This window comes from Tepidimonas ignava, assembly GCF_004342625.1.
Lineage (GTDB): Bacteria > Pseudomonadota > Gammaproteobacteria > Burkholderiales > Burkholderiaceae_C > Tepidimonas > Tepidimonas ignava.
On sequence record NZ_SMAH01000009.1, the window covers coordinates 73,294 to 94,394 of the forward strand.

Annotated in this window: 25 protein-coding genes; 14 read left to right on the top strand and 11 right to left on the bottom strand. The window is 70.5% G+C overall.

Annotation, left to right across the window (positions count from 1 at the left end; translation table 11 throughout):
* The 3 genes from EDC36_RS08210 to EDC36_RS08220 all read left to right on the top strand — a co-directional run bounded on the left by EDC36_RS08210 (position 1) and on the right by EDC36_RS08220 (position 2,985).
* Positions 1-768 carry a TlyA family RNA methyltransferase gene (locus EDC36_RS08210; RefSeq protein WP_132962773.1) on the top strand — a complete coding sequence of 256 codons (768 nt, stop codon included), beginning with the start codon at positions 1-3 and terminating at the stop codon, positions 766-768.
* Positions 753-1,589: a methylenetetrahydrofolate reductase [NAD(P)H] gene (gene metF, locus EDC36_RS08215; RefSeq protein WP_132962774.1), complete on the top strand. Its 837-nt coding sequence runs from the start codon at positions 753-755 to the stop codon at positions 1,587-1,589. The genes EDC36_RS08210 and metF overlap by 16 nt, the downstream gene beginning before the upstream one ends.
* Positions 1,590-1,713: 124 nt before the next feature.
* Complete coding sequence (locus EDC36_RS08220) at positions 1,714-2,985, top strand: O-acetylhomoserine aminocarboxypropyltransferase/cysteine synthase family protein (protein ID WP_132962775.1); 1,272 nt, start codon at positions 1,714-1,716, stop codon at positions 2,983-2,985.
* Between the two features lie 78 nt (positions 2,986-3,063).
* Here EDC36_RS08220 and EDC36_RS08225 read toward each other — a convergent pair whose 3' ends face one another.
* Positions 3,064-3,987 carry a 23S rRNA (adenine(2030)-N(6))-methyltransferase RlmJ gene (locus EDC36_RS08225; RefSeq protein WP_132962776.1) on the bottom strand — a complete coding sequence of 308 codons (924 nt, stop codon included), beginning with the start codon at positions 3,985-3,987 and terminating at the stop codon, positions 3,064-3,066.
* A gap of 192 nt (positions 3,988-4,179) precedes the next feature.
* On the opposite strand from EDC36_RS08225, the gene rplM reads away from it, so the two are divergent.
* The 3 genes from rplM to erpA all read left to right on the top strand — a co-directional run bounded on the left by rplM (position 4,180) and on the right by erpA (position 5,638).
* The gene (rplM, locus tag EDC36_RS08230; RefSeq protein ID WP_132962777.1) at positions 4,180-4,611 is read left to right on the top strand and encodes a 50S ribosomal protein L13; all 432 of its coding nucleotides are present in this window, start codon (positions 4,180-4,182) and stop codon (positions 4,609-4,611) included.
* 12 nt (positions 4,612-4,623) lie between these two features.
* Positions 4,624-5,016 (top strand): 30S ribosomal protein S9, encoded by a 393-nt coding sequence (gene rpsI / locus EDC36_RS08235; RefSeq protein ID WP_132962778.1) that lies wholly within the window; start codon positions 4,624-4,626, stop codon positions 5,014-5,016.
* A gap of 241 nt (positions 5,017-5,257) precedes the next feature.
* The gene (gene erpA / locus EDC36_RS08240) at positions 5,258-5,638 is read left to right on the top strand and encodes an iron-sulfur cluster insertion protein ErpA (protein WP_132962779.1); all 381 of its coding nucleotides are present in this window, start codon (positions 5,258-5,260) and stop codon (positions 5,636-5,638) included.
* A gap of 6 nt (positions 5,639-5,644) precedes the next feature.
* On the opposite strand, the gene EDC36_RS08245 is transcribed toward erpA, so the two are convergent.
* On the bottom strand, positions 5,645-6,808 hold the full coding sequence (locus EDC36_RS08245; RefSeq protein WP_132962780.1) for an anhydro-N-acetylmuramic acid kinase: 1,164 nt from the start codon (positions 6,806-6,808) through the stop codon (positions 5,645-5,647).
* The gene (locus tag EDC36_RS08250) at positions 6,805-8,139 is read right to left on the bottom strand and encodes a M23 family metallopeptidase (RefSeq protein WP_132962781.1); all 1,335 of its coding nucleotides are present in this window, start codon (positions 8,137-8,139) and stop codon (positions 6,805-6,807) included. The genes EDC36_RS08245 and EDC36_RS08250 overlap by 4 nt, the downstream gene beginning before the upstream one ends.
* A 228-nt stretch (positions 8,140-8,367) precedes the next feature.
* On the opposite strand from EDC36_RS08250, the gene tyrS reads away from it, so the two are divergent.
* Both tyrS and EDC36_RS08260 read left to right on the top strand, forming a co-directional pair.
* The gene (gene tyrS, locus EDC36_RS08255) at positions 8,368-9,627 is read left to right on the top strand and encodes a tyrosine--tRNA ligase (protein WP_132962782.1); all 1,260 of its coding nucleotides are present in this window, start codon (positions 8,368-8,370) and stop codon (positions 9,625-9,627) included.
* Positions 9,628-9,638: 11 nt separating this feature from the next.
* Positions 9,639-10,571 carry a cation diffusion facilitator family transporter gene (locus EDC36_RS08260; RefSeq protein WP_132962783.1) on the top strand — a complete coding sequence of 311 codons (933 nt, stop codon included), beginning with the start codon at positions 9,639-9,641 and terminating at the stop codon, positions 10,569-10,571.
* Between the two features lie 270 nt (positions 10,572-10,841).
* Here EDC36_RS08260 and ybeY read toward each other — a convergent pair whose 3' ends face one another.
* On the bottom strand, positions 10,842-11,315 hold the full coding sequence (gene ybeY / locus EDC36_RS08265; RefSeq protein WP_132962784.1) for an rRNA maturation RNase YbeY: 474 nt from the start codon (positions 11,313-11,315) through the stop codon (positions 10,842-10,844).
* Positions 11,316-11,325: 10 nt separating this feature from the next.
* Positions 11,326-12,270 (bottom strand): PhoH family protein, encoded by a 945-nt coding sequence (locus EDC36_RS08270; RefSeq protein WP_132962785.1) that lies wholly within the window; start codon positions 12,268-12,270, stop codon positions 11,326-11,328.
* A gap of 48 nt (positions 12,271-12,318) precedes the next feature.
* Between EDC36_RS08270 and ruvA the strand changes: the two genes are divergently transcribed.
* Entirely contained in the window at positions 12,319-12,903 is a 585-nt protein-coding gene (ruvA, locus tag EDC36_RS08275; protein ID WP_132962786.1) for a Holliday junction branch migration protein RuvA, read from the top strand.
* A gap of 6 nt (positions 12,904-12,909) precedes the next feature.
* A complete protein-coding gene (gene ruvB, locus EDC36_RS08280) occupies positions 12,910-13,980 on the top strand; it encodes a Holliday junction branch migration DNA helicase RuvB (protein ID WP_132962787.1) in 1,071 nt (356 codons plus the stop codon).
* 22 nt (positions 13,981-14,002) lie between these two features.
* On the opposite strand, the gene EDC36_RS08285 is transcribed toward ruvB, so the two are convergent.
* Positions 14,003-14,659 carry a histidine phosphatase family protein gene (locus EDC36_RS08285; protein WP_132962788.1) on the bottom strand — a complete coding sequence of 219 codons (657 nt, stop codon included), beginning with the start codon at positions 14,657-14,659 and terminating at the stop codon, positions 14,003-14,005.
* A gap of 87 nt (positions 14,660-14,746) precedes the next feature.
* On the opposite strand from EDC36_RS08285, the gene EDC36_RS08290 reads away from it, so the two are divergent.
* Positions 14,747-15,736, top strand: a complete 990-nt coding sequence (locus EDC36_RS08290; RefSeq protein ID WP_132962789.1) for a chemotaxis protein — start codon at positions 14,747-14,749, stop codon at positions 15,734-15,736.
* 61 nt (positions 15,737-15,797) lie between these two features.
* On the opposite strand, the gene EDC36_RS08295 is transcribed toward EDC36_RS08290, so the two are convergent.
* The 5 genes from EDC36_RS08295 to EDC36_RS08315 are packed head-to-tail and all read right to left on the bottom strand — an operon-like array spanning position 15,798 to position 18,995.
* A complete protein-coding gene (locus EDC36_RS08295; protein WP_132962790.1) occupies positions 15,798-16,451 on the bottom strand; it encodes a hypothetical protein in 654 nt (217 codons plus the stop codon).
* A gap of 2 nt (positions 16,452-16,453) precedes the next feature.
* The gene (gene ttcA, locus EDC36_RS08300) at positions 16,454-17,365 is read right to left on the bottom strand and encodes a tRNA 2-thiocytidine(32) synthetase TtcA (RefSeq protein ID WP_132962791.1); all 912 of its coding nucleotides are present in this window, start codon (positions 17,363-17,365) and stop codon (positions 16,454-16,456) included.
* Between the two features lie 33 nt (positions 17,366-17,398).
* The gene (locus EDC36_RS08305; RefSeq protein WP_132962792.1) at positions 17,399-17,782 is read right to left on the bottom strand and encodes a dihydroneopterin aldolase; all 384 of its coding nucleotides are present in this window, start codon (positions 17,780-17,782) and stop codon (positions 17,399-17,401) included.
* Positions 17,779-18,195: a dihydroneopterin aldolase gene (locus EDC36_RS08310; protein WP_132962793.1), complete on the bottom strand. Its 417-nt coding sequence runs from the start codon at positions 18,193-18,195 to the stop codon at positions 17,779-17,781. Before EDC36_RS08310 ends, EDC36_RS08305 begins: the two co-directional genes overlap by 4 nt.
* On the bottom strand, positions 18,192-18,995 hold the full coding sequence (locus EDC36_RS08315) for an SDR family NAD(P)-dependent oxidoreductase (protein ID WP_132962794.1): 804 nt from the start codon (positions 18,993-18,995) through the stop codon (positions 18,192-18,194). Before EDC36_RS08315 ends, EDC36_RS08310 begins: the two co-directional genes overlap by 4 nt.
* Positions 18,996-19,111: 116 nt before the next feature.
* Here EDC36_RS08315 and EDC36_RS08320 point away from each other — a divergent pair, with 116 nt between their 5' ends.
* The 3 genes from EDC36_RS08320 to trxC all read left to right on the top strand — a co-directional run bounded on the left by EDC36_RS08320 (position 19,112) and on the right by trxC (position 21,090).
* Positions 19,112-20,257 (top strand): class I SAM-dependent methyltransferase, encoded by a 1,146-nt coding sequence (locus EDC36_RS08320; RefSeq protein ID WP_132962795.1) that lies wholly within the window; start codon positions 19,112-19,114, stop codon positions 20,255-20,257.
* Positions 20,258-20,282: 25 nt separating this feature from the next.
* A complete protein-coding gene (locus tag EDC36_RS08325; RefSeq protein WP_132962796.1) occupies positions 20,283-20,477 on the top strand; it encodes a DUF2905 family protein in 195 nt (64 codons plus the stop codon).
* Between the two features lie 157 nt (positions 20,478-20,634).
* On the top strand, positions 20,635-21,090 hold the full coding sequence (trxC, locus tag EDC36_RS08330; protein WP_132962797.1) for a thioredoxin TrxC: 456 nt from the start codon (positions 20,635-20,637) through the stop codon (positions 21,088-21,090).
* The last annotated feature ends 11 nt before the right edge of the window (positions 21,091-21,101 follow it).

Consider the following 21,101-nt stretch of genomic DNA (forward strand, 5'->3'; position numbering starts at 1 on the left):
ATGCGGGCAGACCAGCAGCTCGTGCAGCGCGGCCTGGTGGCGTCGCGCTCGGCGGCGCAGCGGCTCATCGACGCCGGCGCGGTGCAGTGGCGGCCCGAGGTCGCCGCGGCGTGGCGCACGGTGCGCAAAGCCGGCGAGGCGCTGCCTGCGCACGCCGAGCTGCGCGTGGCCGACGACGCCGAGGTGCGCTACGTGTCGCGTGCGGGGCTCAAGCTGGCCGCCGCGCTGCAGCGCACCGGCGTGGCGGTGGCTGGGCGGCGGTGCCTCGACGTCGGCCAAAGCACCGGCGGGTTCACCGACTGCCTGCTGCAGTACGGCGCTGCGTGCGTGGTCGGGGTGGAGGTTGGCCACGGCCAGTTGCACCCGCGGCTGCGCGCCGACGCGCGCGTCATCGCCATCGAAGGTTGCAACGCGCGCGAGCTCACCCCCGAGCGGTTGCGTGCGCTGGGCGGTGCGGCGGCGGCGCCACCGTTTGACCTCATCGTCGGGGACCTGTCCTTCATCTCGCAAACGCTGGTGTGGCCGGCGCTGGTGCCGCTGCTGGCGCCCGGCGGCGACATGCTGATGCTGGTCAAGCCCCAGTTCGAGCTGCAGCCGGCCGACATCGGCAAGGGTGGCGTGGTGCGCGACCCGGCGGCCTGGGCGCGGGTGCGCCAGCGCATCGAAGCGGCGGCTGCGGCGCTGGGCTTGCGGCTGCGCGACTACTTTGACAGCCCCATCGCCGGTGGCGATGGCAACCGGGAGTTTTTGGCATGGCTTGCCCATTGAGTTTTGAGTTTTTCCCGCCCAAGACGCCCGAAGGCGCGGCCAAGCTGCGCGCCGCGCGGCAGCGGCTGTACGCCGCGCGGCCGCAGTTTTGCTCGGTCACCTACGGCGCCGGCGGCTCCACGCAGGAGGGCACGTTCACCACGGTGGCCGAGATCCTGGCCGAAGGCGTGGACGCCGCGGCGCACTTTTCGTGCATTGGCGCGACGCGCCAGCGCGTGCGCGCGCAACTGGCCGAGCTGCAGCGCCTGGGCGTGCGCCGCCTGGTGGCGCTGCGCGGCGACCTGCCCAGCGGCTACGGCCTGGGGGGGGAATTCACCTACGCGCGCGACCTGGTGGCGTTCATCCGCGCGGAGTTTGGCGCCGCCTTTCACATCGAGGTGGCGGCGTACCCCGAAATGCACCCCCAGGCGCGCTCGCCCGAGGCCGACCTGCAGGCGTTCGCCGCCAAGGTCGCCGCCGGGGCCGACGGCGCCATCACGCAGTATTTTTTCAACGCCGACGCCTACCTGCGCTTCGTCGACGAAGCGCGCGCGGCGGGTGTGACCGTGCCCATCGTGCCCGGCATCATGCCCATCACCAACGCCACGCAGTTGATGCGGTTTTCCGATGCCTGCGGCGCCGAAATCCCGCGCTGGATCCGGCTGCGGCTGCAGGGCTACGGCGACGATACGGCCTCGATCCGCGCGTTTGGCCTGGACGTGGTCAGCGCGCTGTGCGAGCGGTTGCTGCGCGCCGGCGCGCCGGGGCTGCACTTTTACACGATGAACCAGGCCGAGCCGACGCTGGCGATCCTGGACCGCTTGGGCCTGGCGCCAGTGTGAGCGGGTGTTTATACGCTTGGGCGTATAAGAACATGAGCCGAAATTCGTGGACAACGTCGGCCACGCTGCGCTATCGTTGCCGCCGCCATCCCTGACCCCCGTGGTTTGCCGAGGAGAACCTGCCATGCGATTCGAAACCCAGGCCGTGCACGCCGGCTACCAACCCGACCCGACCACCAAGGCCGTCGTGCCGCCGATCTACCAAACGGTGGCCTACGCCTTCGACAGCGCGCAGCACGGCGCCGACCTGTTCGACCTCAAGGTGCCGGGCAACATCTACACCCGCATCATGAACCCGACCCAGGCGGTGCTGGAGGCGCGCCTGGCGGCGCTGGAAGGTGGCGTCGGGGCGCTCGCGCTGGCTTCGGGGCAGGCGGCCATCACCTACGCCATCCAGACCATTGCGGAGGCGGGCGACAACATCGTGTCGGCCAGCGCCTTGTACGGCGGCACCTACAACCTGTTTGCGCACACGCTGCCGCAGTACGGCATCGAGGTGCGCTTTGCCGACAGCGACCGCCCAGAAACCTTCGAGCCGCTGATCGACGCGCGCACCAAGGCCATCTACTGCGAGTCGATGGGCAACCCGCGCGGCAACGTCACCGACCTGGCGGCGCTGGCGGCCATCGCGCACCGCCACGGCGTGCCGCTGATCGTCGACAACACCGTGCCCAGCCCCTACCTGTGCCGCCCGTTTGAGCACGGCGCCGACATCGTCGTGCATTCGCTCACCAAATACCTGGGTGGCCACGGCACCAGCGTGGGCGGCGCGATCGTCGATTCGGGCAAGTTCCCGTGGGCCGAGCACAAAGCGCGCTTCAAGCGCCTCAACGAACCGGATGTCAGCTACCACGGCGTGGTCTACACCGAGGCGCTGGGGCCGGCGGCCTACATCGGCCGCGCGCGCGTGGTGCCGCTGCGCAACATGGGCGCGGCGATTTCGCCGTTCAACGCCTTTTTGATCCTGCAGGGCATCGAGACGCTGCCGCTGCGCATGGACCGCATCTGCGACAACACGCTGGCGGTGGCGCGGTTTTTGCGCGCGCACCCCAAGGTGCGCTGGGTGCGCTACGCCGGCCTGCCCGACGACCCGTACCACGCGCTGGCGCAGCGCTACCTGGGCGGGCGCGCGTCGGGGCTGCTGACCTTTGGCATCGAAGGCGGGCGCGCGGCCGGCGAGCGTTTTTTGGATGCGCTGCAACTGTTCACGCGGCTGGTCAACATCGGCGACGTGCGCTCGCTGGCCACCCACCCGGCCAGCACCACGCACCGGCAACTGTCGCCCGAGGAGCTGGCCAAGGCGGGTGTCACCGAAGACACCGTGCGCCTGTGCGTTGGCATTGAGCACATCGACGACCTCAAAGCCGATTTGGAGCAGGCGCTGGCGGCCGCGTGAGCGGACGCAGCCGCTTGGGCCGGGCGCAGCCCCCCACGGGTTGAGCCGCCGGGGCGGGGGCGTTGGGGACCCGGCGTCTTAGGCGCGCGGGGGCTCGCCGCCGTCCACCCGCCACGCGGCGCCAGGGCCTTGGCGAAGCGCGTCCAGCACCCAGGGCAGCGCGGTGCGTAACTGCTCGGCCAGCGTGTAGGGCGGGTTGATGATCAGCATGCCGCTGGCGCGCAGCCCCGTGGTGACGCGCCCGCGTGCGGCGGCGGCCTTGCGCTGCGGGTCGGGGCGCGTGCCGACGTTGAGCTCGGCCTGCAACCAGGCGCGGCCATGGTGCTGCGCCAACGCACGCAGCCGCTTGGGCAGCGCGTGCGCCTGCTCGCGCCCGATCAGCGGGTACCACACCAGGTAGCACCCTTGGGCGAAGCGGTGCAGCGCCTCGCCCACGGTGGCCACGACGGCGGCGTAGTCGGTCTTGAGTTCGTAGCTGGGGTCGATCAGCACCAGCGCACGGCGCGTGGGTGGTGGCAGCAGCGCGCGCAGGCCGCGCAGCCCGTCGTCGCGCCGCAGCGTGATGCGGGCGTGCGGCCATTGCTCGCTCCAGGCGCGCACCTGGCGGTCCAGCAGCCTTCCGTCGGTGGGGTGCCACTCGAACAGGGCCAGCCGGTCTTGGGGCCGCAGCCGTTGCGCCAGCAGCGCTGGCGAGCCGGGGTAGTGGCGCAGCGCGCCGTCGGGGTTGCACGCGGCCACGGCCTCCAGGTAGGCGCGCACCGGTGGTGGGGTGTCGGCCTGCCCCTGGGCGTGGCGCCACAGCGCGCCGATGCCGGCTGCGGCCTCGCCCGAGGTTTGCGCGGCGTCGTGGTCGAGCCGGTACTGGCCGGCGCCGGCGTGCGTGTCCACCAGCCACAGGCCGGTGTCCTTGTGCTGCAGGTGCTGCAGGGCGGCCAGCAGCGCCAGGTGCTTGAGCACATCGGCGTGGTTGCCCGCGTGGAAGGCGTGTCGGTAACTGAACATCGTGCGCTATCGTAGCCGAGGCGTCCGCGCAGCCGGCGTGGCGCTGGCGCGCTGTCGTCTATGGGCTATAATGCCCTGTTTCGCAGCGCCACGCCAGGCTCCGCGGCGAAGCAGCAACACCACCTCAGAGGCCGCCAGCAGAAGCGGCTCCGACCGTGGAAAAGAGCCGGCCAAACCACAGGAACCCAAACCATGACCAAGACCTTCAGCGCCAAGCCCGCTGAGGTGGTGCATGAGTGGTTTGTGATTGACGCCACCGACAAGGTGCTCGGACGTGTCGCCAGCGAAGTGGCACGCCGACTGCGCGGCAAGCACAAGGCCATCTACACCCCTCACGTCGACACGGGCGACTTCATCATCGTCGTCAACGCCGACAAGATCCGCGTCACGGGCAACAAGGCCCAGGACAAGATCTACTACCGCCACACCGGCTACCCCGGTGGCATTCGCTCGATCAATTTCCGCGACATGCAGGCCAAGCACCCGGGCCGCGCGCTGGAAAAGGCCGTCAAGGGCATGCTGCCCAAGGGGCCGCTGGGCTACGCCATGATCAAAAAGCTCAAGGTCTACGCCGGCCCGGAGCATCCGCATGGTGCCCAGCAACCCAAGGTGCTGGAAATCTAAAGGAGCGGCAGCATGATCGGTGAATGGAACAACGGCACCGGCCGGCGCAAGACCAGCGTCGCCCGCGTGTTCCTCAAAAAGGGCTCGGGCAAGATCACGATCAACGGTCGTGACATCCGCGAGTATTTCGGTCGCGAGACCTCCATCATGATCGCGCGCCAGCCGCTGGTGCTGACGGGTCATGAAGAGACGTTCGACATCATGGTCAACGTCCACGGCGGCGGCGAGTCGGGGCAAGCGGGTGCGGTGCGCCACGGCATCACGCGTGCGCTGATCGACTACGACCCCAGCCTCAAGCCGCAACTGAGCGCCGCGGGCTACGTCACGCGCGACGCGCGTGAAGTCGAGCGCAAGAAAGTGGGTCTGCGCAAGGCCCGCCGCGCCAAGCAGTTCAGCAAGCGCTGATCCGGCGCCAGGCCCTGGGTGCGCGTGGCGCGGGCAGTCCCCGCCGCGTGCCCGGGCCGCAGCGACCCGCCACCGCCTGCCGGTCCCGCGCTCGGGGAGGCAGGCGTTTTTGTTGCCGGGTTGGGGCCGCCAGCGGCGGCACAAACCACTGCGCGCAGTAGGGGTTTGGCGCCCCGGGTGCGCCCCCTGGCGCGCCCGGATGCGCTAAGCTTGCACCCAACCCATTTTCGAGAGGATTGCCATGAGCGCCGTTGCCGATGCCGCCACCCCCGACACCACCCAAGAGATGCCCGCACCGCTGGTGTTCACCGACGCGGCGGCGGCCAAGGTGGCCGAGCTGATCGCCGAAGAGGGCAACCCCGACCTGAAGCTGCGCGTGTTCGTGCAGGGCGGTGGCTGCTCGGGGTTCCAGTACGGCTTCACGTTCGACGAAACCGTCAACGAGGACGACACGCAAATGCAGCGTGGGGGCGTCACCCTGTTGATCGACGCGATGAGCCTGCAGTACCTGATGGGCGCCGAAATCGACTACAAGGAAGATCTGCAAGGCGCGCAGTTCGTCATCCGCAATCCCAACGCGGTGACCACCTGCGGTTGCGGCTCCAGCTTCAGCGTCGGCTGAGCCAGCTCAGGTGGGGTACAGCGCGCCCAACACCCGTGGGCCGGCGGCGCCCGTGACCTCGGGCACATTGCCGGCGGCGCCGCGCAGGTGCTGGGCCGCCAACCACGCGAACGCCGCCGCTTCGACCTGCTCGGCCGGCCAGCCGTGCAGGTCGGTGGGTTCCACCGGCACGGGCGACAGCCGCTCGGACAAGCCGTTCATCAGCTGCCGGTTGCGCGCACCACCGCCGCACACCAGCACCCGCTGCAGGCTGCCGGGGCCGTCGGGGCCCCAGTCGGCGTGCATCAGCGCCTGAACCACCGTTCCCACCGTGAACGCCGCCAGCGTGGCCTGCACATCCGCGGGGCGCAGGCCGGGGTGTTGGCGCAACACGGTGTCCAGCCAGTCCAGGTGGTAGCGGTCGCGCCCGGTGCTGCGCGGGCCGCGGCGTGCCAGCCAGGGGTCGGCCAGCAGCGCTTGCAGCAGCGCCGCGTCGGGGTGGCCCTGGCGGCCCCAGGCACCGTCGGCGTCGTAGGGTTGGCCCGTGTGGCGTTGGCACCAGCCATCCAGCAACACGTTGCCGGGACCGGTGTCGAAGCCGGTTACCGTGCCGTTGGCGCGCAGCAGCGTGGCGTTGGCGATGCCGCCGATGTTGACCACCGCCACCGCCTGCCCCGGCGTGCCAAAGGCCGCGCGGTGAAACGCAGGCACCAGCGGCGCGCCTTGGCCACCCGCGGCGATGTCGCGGCTGCGCAGATCGGTCACCACCGCGATACCGGTGCGCTCGGCCAACCAGGCCGGCGCCAGCAGTTGCAGCGTGTACGGGGCCTCGTCGGTGCCCAGCGCTGGGTGACCTGGCGGCAGGTGGCGTACCGTTTGGCCGTGTGCGCCGATGGCGGCGATGGCCGACGCCGGCAGCGCGCTGCGGGCCAGCAGGGCATGCACGACCCCGGCGTACACCTCGGCCAGCGCCACGCCCGCTTGCTGCGCGCGGTGCAGCTCGTTGGGCCCCGGGGTTTGCAGCGCCAGCAGCGCCGCGCGCAGCGCCTCGGGCATCGGTTGATGCACGTGCGCGACGACGCGCCCTGCCGAGCCGCCCTCCTGGGCGTCCCACGCGACGATGACACCGTCCACCCCGTCCAGCGAGGTGCCGGACATCAACCCGATGCACCGCAGCGGCGCGGCACTCATTCGGCGCTGGCTTGCACGATCCAGCGCGCCGCGTCGAGCTTGCTTTGCATCGCGCTGGCGGTTTGCTGGAACGCTGGGCGGTGACGCGCTTCGAGCGGCTCACCGCTGGGGTTGTCGCGCGCGATGGTCAGTGGGTCGCGGTGCTGGCCGCCGACCATGTACTCGAAGTGCAGGTGCGCGCCGGTGGCGGTGCCGGTGGCACCGACGGCGCCGACCGTTTGCCCTTGCTCGACGCGCTGACCCTTACGCACGTCGATGCGGCTCAGGTGTGCGTACAGCGTCTTGCGGTTGTTTTTGTGCTGCAGGATGACGACGTTGCCGTAGCCGCGCTGCCAGCCAGCGAACGCCACCACCGCGTCGGCCACGCTGCGCACCGGCGTGCCGGTGGGGGCGGCGTAGTCCACGCCCATATGGGCGCGGCGGTCACCGTACACCGGGTGAAAGCGCATGCCATAGCCGGAGCTGACACGCGTGAACGCCAGCGGCGAGGGCAAAAACGCGCGTGCCAGGCTTTCGCCGCGGAAGTTGTAGTAAGCCCCGCGCCCACCCGAGGGCGGCTCGAACCACACCAAGCCATGTTCGCGCCCGGCGTTGACGAAGCGCGCTGCCAGCAGCCGGCCGTAGCGCAGCACCTCGCCGTCGGCTTCCAGGGCCTCGTAAACCACCTCGAAGCGGTCGCCCGCGCGCAGGTCACGGCGAAAGTCGATCTCGCCGCCCAGCAAATCAGCCAATTGGCTGGCGACACTGTCGGGCAGACCGGCCGCGTCGGCGGCGGCAAACAGCGAGCTGCGGATGACGCCGCTGGCCAGCCGCACGGTGGCCTGTGGTGCCAGGCTATCTTGGTGCACGACAAACCCGGCACCGTCCCGCTGCACGACCAACTGTTCGTAGCGCGTGGCGTCGGTCTTGGGCAGCCAGCGCGCGCTCAGGCGCAGCAGCCGCCCGTCGTCGTCGACTTCGGCGCTGACGCGCTTGCCCGCCTGGCCGCCCCACAGTTGCGCGATGCGCGCGTCGCGGCGCAGCCACTCGGCCGCGGCGCTGTCGCGCACGCCCAGGCGTTGCAGCAGCGTGGCCAGGGTGTCGTCGTGTCGGGTCAGCTCGGTGCGGTACAGCACAAACGGCGCGGGCGCTTCGGCGGCCGCGGCAACGTCCGGGGTCAGCGGCAGCGCCTCGGTGACTTGCTGCTGCGGTAACCGCTCGATCGCGGTGTCCAGCGAGTCGGTGCCAAACGCGGTGACCCCGGTGCCCATCAACAGCACCGCCAGCGCCGCCACACCGGCACGGGGGTGGCGTTGCAGCCAGCGGCGTAGCAACTCGATTGTTTCTTTCATGCACAACGTCTCGTCGTCGCGGGGGGCGTGCGGTGACAGCCCCCACGCAGCGGCCTAGGGTGCGTGGTGGAGCGCGCATCCACGGCGGCTTAGGGGGACGGGGAGGTGGCCGACTACAATCGGGCGCACGCAGCTGGCGCCGTTGGGCCAGCCACGCGGCGCGGCGTGGCGCCGGCCGATCGCGCAAGTATAGCCGGGGACCGCCGGCCGTCATCTGGGTAAACCCTCATGGATATTTCAACAGTGTTGGCCGCCGACGCGGCCGCCGCCGAGGCGCTGCAAGGCGCTTCCGACGCTGTGCACGCCGCGCTGGCCACGACGCTGCGCGGCTGCGAAGAGCTGTTGCCCGTGGCCGACTGGGTGCGCAAGCTGCGCCGCAGCGAAGCCACGGGGCAGCCGCTGCGCATCAAGCTGGGGCTGGATCCCACCGCGCCCGACATCCACCTGGGCCACACGGTGGTGCTGAACAAGATGCGCCAGTTGCAAGACCTTGGCCACCAGGTGATTTTTTTGATCGGCGACTTCACCAGCCTGATCGGCGACCCGTCCGGGCGCAACAGCACGCGCCCGCCGCTGACGCCCGAGCAGATCAAGGCCAACGCCGAAACGTACTACCGGCAGGCCAGCCTGGTGCTGGACCCGGCGCGCACCGAAATCCGCTACAACAGCGAGTGGAGCGACGCGCTGGGCGCGCGCGGCATGATCCAACTGGCGGCCAAGTACACGGTGGCGCGCATGATGGAGCGCGACGATTTCACCAAGCGCTTCAAGGCCGGGGTGCCCATTTCGATCCACGAATTTTTGTACCCGCTGATGCAAGGCTACGATTCGGTGGCGCTGCGCGCCGACCTGGAGCTGGGCGGCACCGACCAGAAGTTCAACTTGCTGATGGGCCGCCACCTGCAGCAGGAGTACGGGCAGGAGCCGCAGTGCATCCTGACCATGCCCCTGCTGGAGGGGCTCGACGGTGTCGAGAAGATGTCCAAGTCCAAGGGCAACTACATCGGCATCACCGAAGACGCCAACACGATGTTCGCCAAGGTGCTGTCGATCAGCGACGAGCTGATGTGGCGCTGGTACACGCTGCTGTCGCTGCGCCCGTTGGCCGAGATCGAAGCGCTCAAGCAGCAGGTGGCGCAAGGGCGCAACCCCAAGGAGGCCAAGCTCGAACTGGCGCGCGAGATCACCGCGCGCTTTCACGGCACGGCGGCGGCCGCGCGCGCCGAGGAGGACTTTCACCTGCGCGCGCGCGGTGGTGTGCCCGACGACATCCCCTCGGTGTCGCTGCAGGGCGCGCCGCTGGGCATTGGGGTGCTGCTGAAGCAAGCGGGGCTGGCGCCGTCCACCAGCGAGGCCAACCGTCTCATCGACGGCGGGGGCGTGCGCGTGGACGGGGCGGTGGTGTCCGACCGCGCGCTCAAGCTGGCTGCCGGCACCTACGTGGTGCAGGTGGGCAAGCGCAAGTTCGCCCGCGTCACGTTGGCCTGAAGGGGGATGTGATGGCAGCCACCGGCCTGTGGCAGCGCCTGACCCCGCAGCGTTTGCTGGCGGCGTCGGTGGCGGTGGCGCTGGCCACCATCGCGCTCAAGACCGGGGCGTGGTGGCTGACCGGCTCGGTGGGGCTGCTGTCGGACGCGCTGGAGTCGCTGGTCAACCTGGCTGGCGCCACCTTCGGCCTGTGGATGGTGACGGTGGCGGCCGCGCCCCCGGACGACGACCACCCCTACGGGCACCACAAGGCGGAGTATTTTTCCGCCGGGTTCGAGGGCATTTTGATCGTCGTGGCGGCGCTGGCCATCGGCTGGACCGCGGTGGACCGGTTGCTGCACCCGCAGCCGCTGCAGCAGCTCGACTGGGGGCTGGCGCTGTCGGTGGCCAGCTCCGTGCTCAACGGGCTGCTGGCGGCGGTGATGCTGCGCGCCGCGCGCGTGCACCGCTCGCAGGCGCTGGAGGGCGACGCGCGCCACCTGTTCACCGACGTGTGGACCTCGGCCGGCGTCATCGGTGGGCTGGCGCTGGTGGCGCTGACCGGCTGGGAGTGGCTCGACCCGGTGCTGGCGTTGGCGGTGGCGGCCAACATCGTGCGCGAAGGCGTGGGCCTGGTGTGGCGGGCCGGGCAGGGGCTGATGGACCAGGCGGTCGAACCCGAGGTGCGCGCCACCATCGAGCAGGTGCTGCGCGGGTTCGAACACCGCCGTGGCGGCAGCACCATCGTGCGCTTTGATCACCTGCACACGCGCAAGGCCGGGCAGCGCTGCTACGTGGACGTGCACATGCACCTGCCGCCCGACTGGAGCCTGCGCCGCGCGGCGGCGCTGCGCGCCAGCGTCGAGCAGGCGCTGATGAGCGCAGTGCCGGGGCTGCGCGCCACGATCCAACTGCTGCCGGGCGACGTCGAGGCGCACTTCGACGACCCGCGCGACCTGCTTTGACGCGGCACGCGCCGCGCTGGGCCGCAGCCGGCGCGGCTTGGCCCGTCGGCCCTCCAACGCGTTGGTGAGGCCGACGACACCGGGGCAAGCGGGGGCCGGGCGGCGATTTGCGGACGAGCGGCGCAGGCCGTTAGCGAAGCGGGCGACTAGCCGCCCGCATGTCCGAGCGAAGCGAGTTTGCGGGCGGCCGCCCGCGAGCTTTACGGCCTGCCCGCGAGGGAGCCATGAGCCACCCGGCCCCCGCTTGTCCCGGCGTATCCAGAGACCGGCTCAACAGCTGCGCTGGCCGTACGGGTTGGGCAAGCCCAGCCCGGCCAGGATGGCGATCTCGCGCGCTTCCATCGCTTCGGCGTCGGCCTCGCTGGTTTCGTGGTCCCAGCCCTGGGCGTGCAGCGCACCGTGCACCAGCAGGTGGGCGTAGTGCTGCGCCAACGTTTTGCCCTGCGCCGCCGCTTCGCGCGCCACCACCGGGGCGCACAGCACCAGGTCGGCCAGCACCACCGGCGCGCGCTCGTAATCGAACGTCAGCACGTTGGTGGCGTAGTCCTTGTGGCGCCAGGTGCGGTTGAGCGAGCGGCCTTCGTCCTCGTCGACGATGCGCACGGTCAGCTCGGCCGGCCCCTGCAGCGCGTGGCGCAGCCAGCGTGCCACCTGGTGGCGGGGCAGCGCGGCGCGGTGCGCCTCCACCCCCTCGAAGCGGGCGAATTGCAGCGACAATGTCAGCGGCGGCAGGGCGCGTGGCATGGGGTGGCCTTCACAGGGCGGTGGCGGGGGGACGGGCTTCGTAGGCATCGACGATGCGCGCCACCAACGGGTGGCGCACGACGTCGGCGCTGGTCAGGCGTGCAAACGCAATGCCAGGCACGCGCTTGAGCACGCGTTCGGCGTCGATCAGGCCCGACAGTTGCGAGCGCGGCAGGTCGATCTGGCTGACGTCGCCCGTGACCACGGCCTTGGAGCCAAAGCCGATGCGCGTCAGAAACATCTTCATCTGCTCCGGCGTGGTGTTTTGCGCCTCGTCCAGGATCACGAAGGCGTGGTTGAGCGTGCGACCGCGCATGAAGGCCAGCGGCGCGATCTCGATCTGCTGGCGCTCCAGCGCCTTTTGCACCGCTTCGAACCCCATCAGGTCGTACAGCGCGTCGAACAGCGGCCGCAGGTACGGGTCCACTTTGGCCGCCAGGTCGCCCGGCAAAAAGCCCAGCCGCTCGCCCGCCTCGACCGCGGGGCGGGTCAGCACCAGCCGTTGCACGGCGCTGCGCTGCAGCGCGTCCACCGCGCAGGCCACGGCCAGGTACGTTTTGCCGGTGCCCGCCGGCCCGATGCCAAACGTGATGTCGTGCGCCGCGATGGCGGCCAGGTAGCGCTGCTGGTTGGCGGTGCGGCCGCGCACGTCGCCGCGGCGGGTGTGCAGCACCGGCACCGTGGGGTCGGGCGCGGCGTCGGGGCCGTCGCCCACCAGCATCAACTGCACGGTTTCCGGCGCGATGGGGTCGCGCGCCAGCTCGTACAACGCCTGCAACACCTCCATGGCCTGGGTGGCCGCCGCCTTGCGGCCCTCGACACGAAAATGCCCGCTGCGGTGCTGCACGCGCACCTGCAACGCGGCCTCGATGGTGCGCAGGTGCGCATCCAGCGGCCCGCACAGGTGGGCCAGGCGGGTGCTGTCGGCGGGGGCGAAGGCGTGGCGCAGGATCAAAGCGGATAATCCCCGTTGGACTGGCAAAGCACGTGTGAAAGAGCATCCATGATAGGCCAACTCAGCGGCACGCTGCTGCACAAGCAGCCCCCGATGATCGTGGTGGACTGCCACGGTGTGGGCTACGAGGTCGAAGTGCCGATGAGCACCTTTTGCAACTTGCCCGCCACGGGGCAGCCGGTGGTGCTGTTGACGCACCTGGTGGTGCGCGAGGACGCGCACATCCTGTACGGCTTTGCCAGCGCGCCCGAGCGCAGCGCCTTTCGGGAGCTGATCAAGGTCGGTGGCGTGGGGCCGCGCACGGCGCTGGCGGTGCTGTCGGGCCTGAGCGTGGCGGAGCTGGCGCAGGCCGTGGCCCAGCAGCAGGCGGCGCGCCTGACGCGCATCCCCGGCATCGGCAAAAAAACCGCCGAGCGGCTGCTGCTGGAGTTGCGCGGCAAACTCGCGCCGGACCTGGCCGACGCCGGCGCCACCGCCGCCCCGGTGGGCGACGCGCACACCGACATCCAGCAAGCGCTGCTGGCGTTGGGCTACAGCGAACGTGAAGCGGCGGCGGCCCTCAAGGCCCTGCCGGCGGACGTGGGGGTTAGCGAGGGCATCAAACTCGCGCTCAAGGCGCTGTCCAAGGGGTAAGGCGGCATGACCATCGAAACCGATGACTTTGGTCTGGCGCCGCGCCAGCGGTTGGTGGCGGCGGTGCCGGAGTCGGCGCGCGAAGAGGCGCTGGAGCGCGCGCTGCGGCCCAAAGGCCTGGACGAGTACGTCGGGCAGGCCAAGGTGCGCGAGCAGTTGGAGATCTTCATCGGGGCGGCCAAAAAGCGCGGCGAGGCGCTGGACCACGTGCTGCTGTTCGGGCCGCCGGGGCTGGGCAAGACGACGCTGTCGCACATCATCGCGCACGAGCTGGGGGTGAACCTGCGCGTCACCAGCGGCCCCGTGCTGGAAAAGCCCAAGGATCTGGCGGCGCTGCTGACCAACCTCGAGCCCAACGACGTGCTGTTCATCGACGAGATCCACCGCCTGTCGCCGGTGGTGGAGGAGATCCTGTACCCGGCGCTGGAGGACTACCAGATCGACATCATGATCGGCGAGGGGCCGGCGGCGCGCTCGATCAAGCTGGACCTGCAGCCGTTCACGCTGGTGGGGGCGACCACGCGCGCGGGCATGCTGACCAACCCGCTGCGCGACCGCTTCGGCATCGTGGCGCGGCTGGAGTTTTACACGGCCGAGGAGCTGGCGCGCATCGTGACGCGCTCGGCAGGGCTGCTGGGTGCGCCGATCGAGCCGGAGGGGGCGCTGGAGATCGCGCGCCGCTCGCGCGGCACGCCGCGCATCGCCAACCGGCTGCTGCGCCGGGTGCGCGACTACGCCGAGGTCAAGGGCCGCGGCGTCATCACGCAGGACATCGCGCGCCGGGCGCTGGCGATGCTGGATGTGGACCCGCTGGGGCTGGACCTGATGGACCGCCGTCTGCTGGAGGCGGTCATCCACAAATTCGACGGCGGCCCGGTGGGGCTGGACAACATCGCCGCCAGCATCGGCGAAGAGCCGGGCACGATCGAAGACGTCATCGAACCCTACCTGATCCAGCAAGGCTATTTGCAGCGCACGCCGCGCGGGCGCTGCGCCACGCTGGCGGCGTACCGGCACCTGGGGGTGGCGCCGCCGGCGCAGGCGGGTGGCCTGTTCGACGACACCGGCGGTCCCTAACGCCGATCCCGTGCGCAGGTCGTCAGGCGGCGGCGCGCTCGTCCAGCGGGCCGGCTTCGTCGGCCTCGTCCAGGTGGCGCGTGTCGCCCCACGACAGCAGCGCAAAGCCGCCGTCGGGGCTCCACAGCACGCGGTGGATGGCGGCGTTGCCCATGGCCCACGCCCGTGGCGCCTGCAGGTCGACGCGGGCGGCGGCACGGTACAGGATGTCCAGCACCCCACCGTGCGCCACGACGGCGATTTGCTCGCCCAGGTGCTGCGCCGCCAGGCGCGCGAAGGTGGTTTCGACGCGCTCGCGCAGCGCCAGCAGCGACTCGCCGCCGGGGGGCGCGTAGTCCGGCACACGGGTTTTCCAGGCGCGCACGACGTCGGGGTGCTCCTGCTCCAGCTCGGCCCAGGTGCGGCCTTGGAAGGCGCCAAAGCAGCGCTCGCGCAGGCCTTCGTCCAGCCGCAGGGGCAGCGCCAGCGCCTGCGCCAGCGGTGCGGCGGTGTCGCGCGCACGGCCCAGGTCGCTGCTGTAGACGGCTGTGATCGGCTCGTGGCGCAGCGCCGAGGCCACCCGCGCGGCCTGCCAGCGCCCGGTGTCGTTGAGGGGGATGTCCAGTTGCCCCTGGATGCGCGCGTCGCGGTTCCAGGCGGTCTCGCCATGGCGGATGGCCAAAATACGGGTGGCGTGCATCGTGGGGTTTACGTGGCCTGTTGTCGCAGCCTAGAATGGTAACGTGCCGGCGGTTGCCGGTTTTTCGTCACCCCTTCGGGCCGCCCCATGAGCAGCAGCGCATTTCAAAAAGAAGTCGACGAACGCACCAACCTGACCGGCTCCAACAAGTTCGAGATGCTCCTGTTCCGCCTTGGCAAGGCGCCGGGCAAGGAGCAGTCGGAGCTGTTCGGCATCAACGTGTTCAAGATTCGCGAGATCGTGGCCATGCCGCAGATCACCGCGATGGCGGGCGCGCCGCAGCACGTGCTGGGCATGGTCAACCTGCGCGGGCAGGTCATCCCGGTGATCGACCTGCCGGCGGTGGTGGGCTGCACGCCCGAGACGGGCCTCAACCTGATGCTGGTGACCGAGTACGCGCGCTCCACCCAGGGCTTTGCGGCCGAGTCGGTGGAAGATATCGTGCGGCTGGACTGGAACCAGATTCTGTCGGCGGACAACACGGCGTCGGTGGCGCGTGGCTTGGTGACCAGCATCGCCCGCATCGACGACGGCCAGGGGGGCACCAAGCTGGTGCAGATCCTGGACGTGGAGTCCATTTTGCAAAAGGTCATGCCCAGCGACGCGGTCGAGGTGGCGCAGGACAAGGTTGGCCCGGCGGTGCGGCTGCGGCCGGGCGCGGTGGTGCTGGCGGCGGACGACTCGTTCGTCGCGCGCAGCATGATCGAAGCCGAGCTCAAGGCGCTGGGGTTGCCCTTCATCATGACCAAGTCGGGCCAGGAGGCGTGGAGCGTGCTGCAAGAGATCGCGGCCGACTGCCGCGCCAAGGGCCAGCCGATCCACGAGCGCGTGGCGGTGGTGCTCAGCGACCTGGAAATGCCCGAGATGGACGGCTTTACGCTGACGCGCAACATCAAGGCCGACCCGCTGCTGCGCGCGGTGCCGGTGGTGATCCATTCGTCGCTGACCGGCGACACCAACGAAAAACACGTGCAACGCGCCGGGGCCGACGCCTACGTGGCCAAGTTCGCGGCCAAGGAGTTGGCCGACACGCTGCGCAAGGTGCTGGCGGGCAGCGAGGCGTTGGCGGTGGCGTGACCCTGCCTGGGGCTGCCGGCGCGGGGTAGCCTCGCTCCGGCGGCGGGCTTGGCAGCGTTTGCTAGCGAGGTTGCTCGATGACCACCCGCCGCGGCCCGCTGGGCGGCTGCGGAAACCCGTCCAGCGCGGCGCTCAACAGCGCACGCCACAGCGTCGGCGTGTCGGCCCACGGGCCATCCTGGGTGGCGCGGGTTTCATAGACCACTTCACCGCTGCGGCGGTCGCGCACGGTCAGCGCGACCTCGCGCACGTAGTACGGCGGGCGCAGGTGCCACTGCAACCCGATCGAGCTGACGACGCCGCGGCCCACCATCACCTGCCCGTAGGGCACCCACCCGGGACGGAGGTCGGGCGCGTCCCACGGCGCGTAGGGGTACTTGACCGAGCGCGCCACGAGCTGCACGCCCCAGGGCACGGCGCTGGCGGCGGCGCCGCTGGCCGCTTCGTCGCGCTGCAGGCCGTGGCCGGCCAGCACCTCGGTGGCGATGGCTTCGAGCTGGTCCTGCTCGCGCGCCGTGTCGCCGCTGCGCTGTGAGGGCAGGCGCTCGAACACGTAGCGGTCGCCGGGGGCCGGCCGCGCGTCGGCGCGCCACGCGGGCTGGCTGTTGACGGTGTGTTCCAGCCGCAGCGTGCTGGCGCAACCGCCCAGCGCCAGCAGCGCCAGCGCCAGGCCCGCGGCCAGCGCGCTGCGCACCGAGGGTCGCCAACCGCCCATCGTCAAGCGTCCTGCGGGGTAAGGGTCACGATGCGCCGCGCGGCCATGGGCGCCTCGTCCGTCGCGTCGTGCGCGTCGGGCATGGTCAGCGGCTCGTCATCGAACGCGAGATCGCCCTCCGCCTCGGGCCGGCCGGTGGCGCGCACCGCGGCAAAGTCGTACAAGCCGCGGTCCATCAGGTGGCTGGGCACCACGTTTTGCAGCGCGCGCAGCATGTTGTCGATGCGGCCAGGGTAGCGCTTGTCCCACTCGCGCAGCAAGTCACCCACCTGCTTGCGCTGCAGGTGCTGTTGGCTGCCGCACAGGTTGCACGGGATGATGGGGAATTGGCGCACCTCGGCCCAACGGATCAGGTCCTTTTCTGGCACGTAGGCCAGCGGCCGGATGACGACGTGCTCGCCGTTGTCGCTGACCAATTTGGGCGGCATGCCCTTGAGCTTGGCGCCGAAAAACATGTTGAGCAGCAGCGTTTGCAGGATGTCGTCGCGGTGGTGCCCCAGCGCGATTTTGGTCGCGCCCAGCTCGCGCGCCACGCGGTACAGGATGCCACGGCGCAGCCGGCTGCACAGGCTGCACATGGTCTTGCCTTCGGGGATGACCTTTTTGACGATCGAGTAGGTGTCCTGCGTTTCGATGTGGAACGGCACCCCCAGCGTGCGCAGGTAGTTGGGCAGCACGTCGGCCGGAAAGCCAGGCTGGCGCTGGTCCAGGTTGACCGCGATGAGCTCAAAGCGCGCCGGCGCGCGCCGCTGCAGCCGCATCAAGATGTCCAGCAAGCCATAGCTGTCCTTGCCGCCGGACAGGCACACCATCACGCGGTCGCCATCTTCGATCATGCGGTAGTCGTCGATGGCCTGGCCGACCAAGCGGCACAAGCGCTTTTCGAGCTTGCGGTTTTCAAACGCGATGTCCATGCGCGCATTGTCCCGCAAACCGTGCCGGGGCGCTCACCACTGCCCGCATTCCATGCGGATGGCGACCTCGCAGTCGTCGAAGATTTCCAGCTTGGCGATGCGCACCCGCACCCCGATGACGCCGGGCAACTGCAGCAGCCGCGTGGCCAGCTTGCCGATGAGCGTCTCCAGCAGGTTGACATGCTCGGCGGTGCACTCGTCGATGATGATCTGGCGCACCTTGCGGTAGTCCAACACGTGGTGGATGTCGTCGTCGTGCGGCTGCAGCGGCTGCCAGCCTTGGTTGAGCTCGGCGTCCACCTGGATGGGCTGCGGGCCCTGACGCTCGTGCGCCAGGATGCCCAGGTTGGCGTGAAAGCGCAGGCCGGTCAGCGCCAGCACCTGGCGGCCGATTTTGTGTTGCACGGGTTCGGTCATGGTCGCAATCCGACGCGTTCGACGGCCACCGCTTCGCAGTCGGGGTAGACGTCGGGCTTGGCGGTGCGCACGCGCGCGGCCAACACGCCCGGCTGCTGCAACAGCCACGCCAGGATGGCGTCGCACAGGGTTTCTTGCAGCTCGAAGTGCTGTTGCGTTACCAGGTGGCGGATCATGTCGCGGATGGCATCGTAGTCGAACGTGTCGGACAAGCGGTCGGTGCGGGCGTGCGCGCGCTGCAGGTCCACGCACACATCGACGTCGAAGCGCATGCGTTGCGGGCCACCGCGCTCGAAATCGTGCACCCCGATGCGCACCGGCAGTTGCAGCCCCTGCAGCGAAAGCACCCGACCGCGCTGGGCCAGGTCGGGGCGCAGCGCGGCAAAAGCCAGCAACGCGGACGTCGTGCTCATGGCGCCAGCCCCAGGTCCACGGCGAACATCACGTCGCGCGCCAACCCCAGGCGGTGCTGGCCGTTGTCCACCGGCAGCACGCAGCCCGTCAGCGCCGGGTTGTGCACCATGTGCACCACGGCCGCGGCCACGGCGGCCGGCTGCAGCGGCTGGCGCAGCAAATTCACGCGGCGCGCACGCTCGAAGTTGTCCTCGGTTTGCGGGCCGCTGACGTAGCACAGCCCCGGCGACACGCCGCACACCCGCAACCACGGCGCCAGCGCCTGGGCCTGCAGCCCCACCGCGCGCTCCAGGGCCAGCTTGGTCAGGGTGTAGCTGTAATAGTCGGGGTTGAGGTTGTGCACCTTCTGGTCCAGGATGTGCACGGCGCACGCCCAGGGGTGGGGTTGACCCCGCGCACGGATGCGGCGCGCCAGTTGCTGCGTCAGTGACAGCGGCGCCAGCAGGTTGACGTCCAGCAAGCGCTGCAGCCGCTCGCGTCCCTCGTCCCAGCCGGTGTCGGGCGTGAACTCGGAGGCGTTGTTGATCAGCGCGTACAGGTGCGTGCCGACGTCGTCGGGCAGTTCGTCCAGCAGCCGGTCGGTGCGGTGGGCGTCGGCCAGGTCGGCTTGCACGGCCAGCGCCTGCCCGCCCATCGCGTGGAGCTGCGCCACCAACTGCTCGGCCGCGGCGTGCGAGTGCCGGTGGTGCACGACGGCCGACCAACCGGCTTGCGCGAACGCCAGCGCCAGCTCGCGTCCCAGCCGCGCGGCCGCTCCCGTGATCAGCACCCACCGCGGGCGCTCGTGCTCAGCGTCCATCGTGCCTCCCGGTGGGCCGTTGGGCGTGGCGGGTGGGTGGTCCGCCGGCGGCGTTGTCGCGCACAATCGGGGTTGGTGCGGTCCGCAAGCGTCGGGTACTGCTGGATGAACACAACATGCCATTGACTATAGCGAATGAGGGCGACGGGGCGTGTGCCGACCCCGCGCAAGCCCCTGCCGCGGGGGTGGTGCGGGCCGCGCTGCACGAGGCGGGTGGCTGGCTGCCGTTCGAGCGCTTCATGGCCCTGGCGCTCTACGCCCCGGGGGTGGGCTACTACGCCCGCGGCGCGCGCATCTTCGGTGCCCACCCGCACGATGGCAGCGACTTCGTCACCGCGCCGCTGGTCAGTGCGCGCTTTGGCGCGGCGCTGGCGCGGCAGGTGGCGCAGGCGCTGCAGGCCAGCGGCACCCACGACGTGTGGGAGTTTGGCGCCGGTGACGGCACGCTGGCGGCGCAGTTGCTCGCCGGTCTGGACGCGGCGGGGCTGGCGCACGTGACGTACCACATCGTGGAAGTGTCGGGCGGGCTGCAGGCGCGCCAGGCGCAGCGCCTGGCGCCCTGGCGCGCGCGGGTGCACTGGCACACGCGCTGGCCAGCGGCCATCGAGGGCGTCGTGCTGGGCAACGAGGTGCTGGACGCCATGCCGGTGACGTTGCTGCACCGCCGTGGGGGTGTATGGCACGAACGAGGGGTGACCTGGGACACGCCGGCTGGCCGCTTCGTATGGTCCGACCGTCCCACCGACCTGCGCCCGCCCGTCGAGGTTGACGGCGAGCACGATTACCTGACCGAGATCCACCCCCAGGCCGAGGCGTTCGTGCGCTCGCTGGCCGAGCGGTTGCGCCGCGGTGTGGCGCTGTTCATCGACTATGGCTTTCCCGAGCGCGAGTACTACCACCCGCAGCGCAGCCAAGGCACGCTGATGTGCCACCGCGCCCACCGCGCCGACGCCGAGCCGCTGGTGGACGTCGGGGCCAAGGACATCACCGCGCACGTCAACTTCACCGGCATCGCGCTGGCGGCGCAGGACGCCGGCTTGGAGGTGCTGGGCTACACCAGCCAGGGGCGCTTTTTGCTCAACGCGGGCGTGCTCGACGGGCTGGACGATGCGCCGCTGGCCGAGCGTGCCATGACGCTCAAACTGGTGCACGAGCACGAGATGGGCGAGCTGTTCAAGGCCATCATGGTGGCGCCGTCGGCCTGTTGCGCGGGCTGGGTGCCCATGGGGTTCGCGGCGGGTGACCGCACCCACACGTTATGAGCGCCCGACCCCGGGGAGTCCGCCGATGCTGCGCTGGCTGCTGGTTACGTTGCTCGCCCTGGTGCTGATCAACGGCCTGTGGCCGTGGTTGCGGCGTCTGGGGCTGGGCCGTCTGCCGGGCGATTTCGAATTTCAGTTGTTCGGGCGCACCTGGTTCATCCCGCTGGCCAGCACGTTGCTGCTGAGCCTGCTGGCGGCGGCGCTGGCGCGCTGGTTGTGACGGCAGGGCGGCGGCGGCCCCGCAGAACCTTCGATCTGGTTCTTGTTACCCGGGTGGGTATCTCTTGAAGCCAGCGCCAACCGTCCCCACCTGCACGGGCGTACCGGTTGACGCCCCCCCGGGCGCGCCGCCCGATCGAACCGCTGGAGAACCCGCCATGAACCCCACCGCCGACACCCTGCACATCGTGTGCCCCCACTGCCACACCACCAACCGCGTGCGCGCCGACCAACTCGGGTCTGCGCCGGACTGCGGGCGCTGCCACCAGGCCCTGTTCACCGGCCACCCGGTGTCGCTGGACGCCGCGGCGTTCGAGCGTCACGTCACCCGCAGCGACATCCCGGTGCTGGTCGACTTTTGGGCCCCTTGGTGTGGGCCATGCCGCATGATGGCGCCGCACTTCGAGGCCGCCGCACGCCACCTGGAGCCGCACGTGCGCCTGGCCAAGGTCAACACCGAGCAGGAGCAGGCGTTGGCGGCGCAGTTGGGCATCCGCAGCATCCCGACGCTGGCGCTGTTCGTCGGCGGCCGCGAGGTGGCGCGCCAGCCGGGTGCGATGGGGCAAGCCGACATCGTGCGCTGGGTGCAAGCGGCGCTGGCGTCGCGGCGGTGAGTGGCCAACCG

Coding starts and splice junctions, on each gene's coding strand:
- EDC36_RS08210 (WP_132962773.1), top strand. CDS start 1: ATGCGGGCAGACCAGCAGCTCGTGCAGCGCGGCCTGGTGGCGTCGCGC.
- metF (WP_132962774.1), top strand. CDS start 753: ATGGCTTGCCCATTGAGTTTTGAGTTTTTCCCGCCCAAGACGCCCGAA.
- EDC36_RS08220 (WP_132962775.1), top strand. CDS start 1,714: ATGCGATTCGAAACCCAGGCCGTGCACGCCGGCTACCAACCCGACCCG.
- EDC36_RS08225 (WP_132962776.1), bottom strand. CDS start 3,987: ATGTTCAGTTACCGACACGCCTTCCACGCGGGCAACCACGCCGATGTG.
- rplM (WP_132962777.1), top strand. CDS start 4,180: ATGACCAAGACCTTCAGCGCCAAGCCCGCTGAGGTGGTGCATGAGTGG.
- rpsI (WP_132962778.1), top strand. CDS start 4,624: ATGATCGGTGAATGGAACAACGGCACCGGCCGGCGCAAGACCAGCGTC.
- erpA (WP_132962779.1), top strand. CDS start 5,258: ATGAGCGCCGTTGCCGATGCCGCCACCCCCGACACCACCCAAGAGATG.
- EDC36_RS08245 (WP_132962780.1), bottom strand. CDS start 6,808: ATGAGTGCCGCGCCGCTGCGGTGCATCGGGTTGATGTCCGGCACCTCG.
- EDC36_RS08250 (WP_132962781.1), bottom strand. CDS start 8,139: ATGAAAGAAACAATCGAGTTGCTACGCCGCTGGCTGCAACGCCACCCC.
- tyrS (WP_132962782.1), top strand. CDS start 8,368: ATGGATATTTCAACAGTGTTGGCCGCCGACGCGGCCGCCGCCGAGGCG.
- EDC36_RS08260 (WP_132962783.1), top strand. CDS start 9,639: ATGGCAGCCACCGGCCTGTGGCAGCGCCTGACCCCGCAGCGTTTGCTG.
- ybeY (WP_132962784.1), bottom strand. CDS start 11,315: ATGCCACGCGCCCTGCCGCCGCTGACATTGTCGCTGCAATTCGCCCGC.
- ruvA (WP_132962786.1), top strand. CDS start 12,319: ATGATAGGCCAACTCAGCGGCACGCTGCTGCACAAGCAGCCCCCGATG.
- ruvB (WP_132962787.1), top strand. CDS start 12,910: ATGACCATCGAAACCGATGACTTTGGTCTGGCGCCGCGCCAGCGGTTG.
- EDC36_RS08285 (WP_132962788.1), bottom strand. CDS start 14,659: ATGCACGCCACCCGTATTTTGGCCATCCGCCATGGCGAGACCGCCTGG.
- EDC36_RS08290 (WP_132962789.1), top strand. CDS start 14,747: ATGAGCAGCAGCGCATTTCAAAAAGAAGTCGACGAACGCACCAACCTG.
- EDC36_RS08295 (WP_132962790.1), bottom strand. CDS start 16,451: ATGGGCGGTTGGCGACCCTCGGTGCGCAGCGCGCTGGCCGCGGGCCTG.
- ttcA (WP_132962791.1), bottom strand. CDS start 17,365: ATGGACATCGCGTTTGAAAACCGCAAGCTCGAAAAGCGCTTGTGCCGC.
- EDC36_RS08305 (WP_132962792.1), bottom strand. CDS start 17,782: ATGACCGAACCCGTGCAACACAAAATCGGCCGCCAGGTGCTGGCGCTG.
- EDC36_RS08310 (WP_132962793.1), bottom strand. CDS start 18,195: ATGAGCACGACGTCCGCGTTGCTGGCTTTTGCCGCGCTGCGCCCCGAC.
- EDC36_RS08315 (WP_132962794.1), bottom strand. CDS start 18,995: ATGGACGCTGAGCACGAGCGCCCGCGGTGGGTGCTGATCACGGGAGCG.
- EDC36_RS08320 (WP_132962795.1), top strand. CDS start 19,112: ATGCCATTGACTATAGCGAATGAGGGCGACGGGGCGTGTGCCGACCCC.
- EDC36_RS08325 (WP_132962796.1), top strand. CDS start 20,283: ATGCTGCGCTGGCTGCTGGTTACGTTGCTCGCCCTGGTGCTGATCAAC.
- trxC (WP_132962797.1), top strand. CDS start 20,635: ATGAACCCCACCGCCGACACCCTGCACATCGTGTGCCCCCACTGCCAC.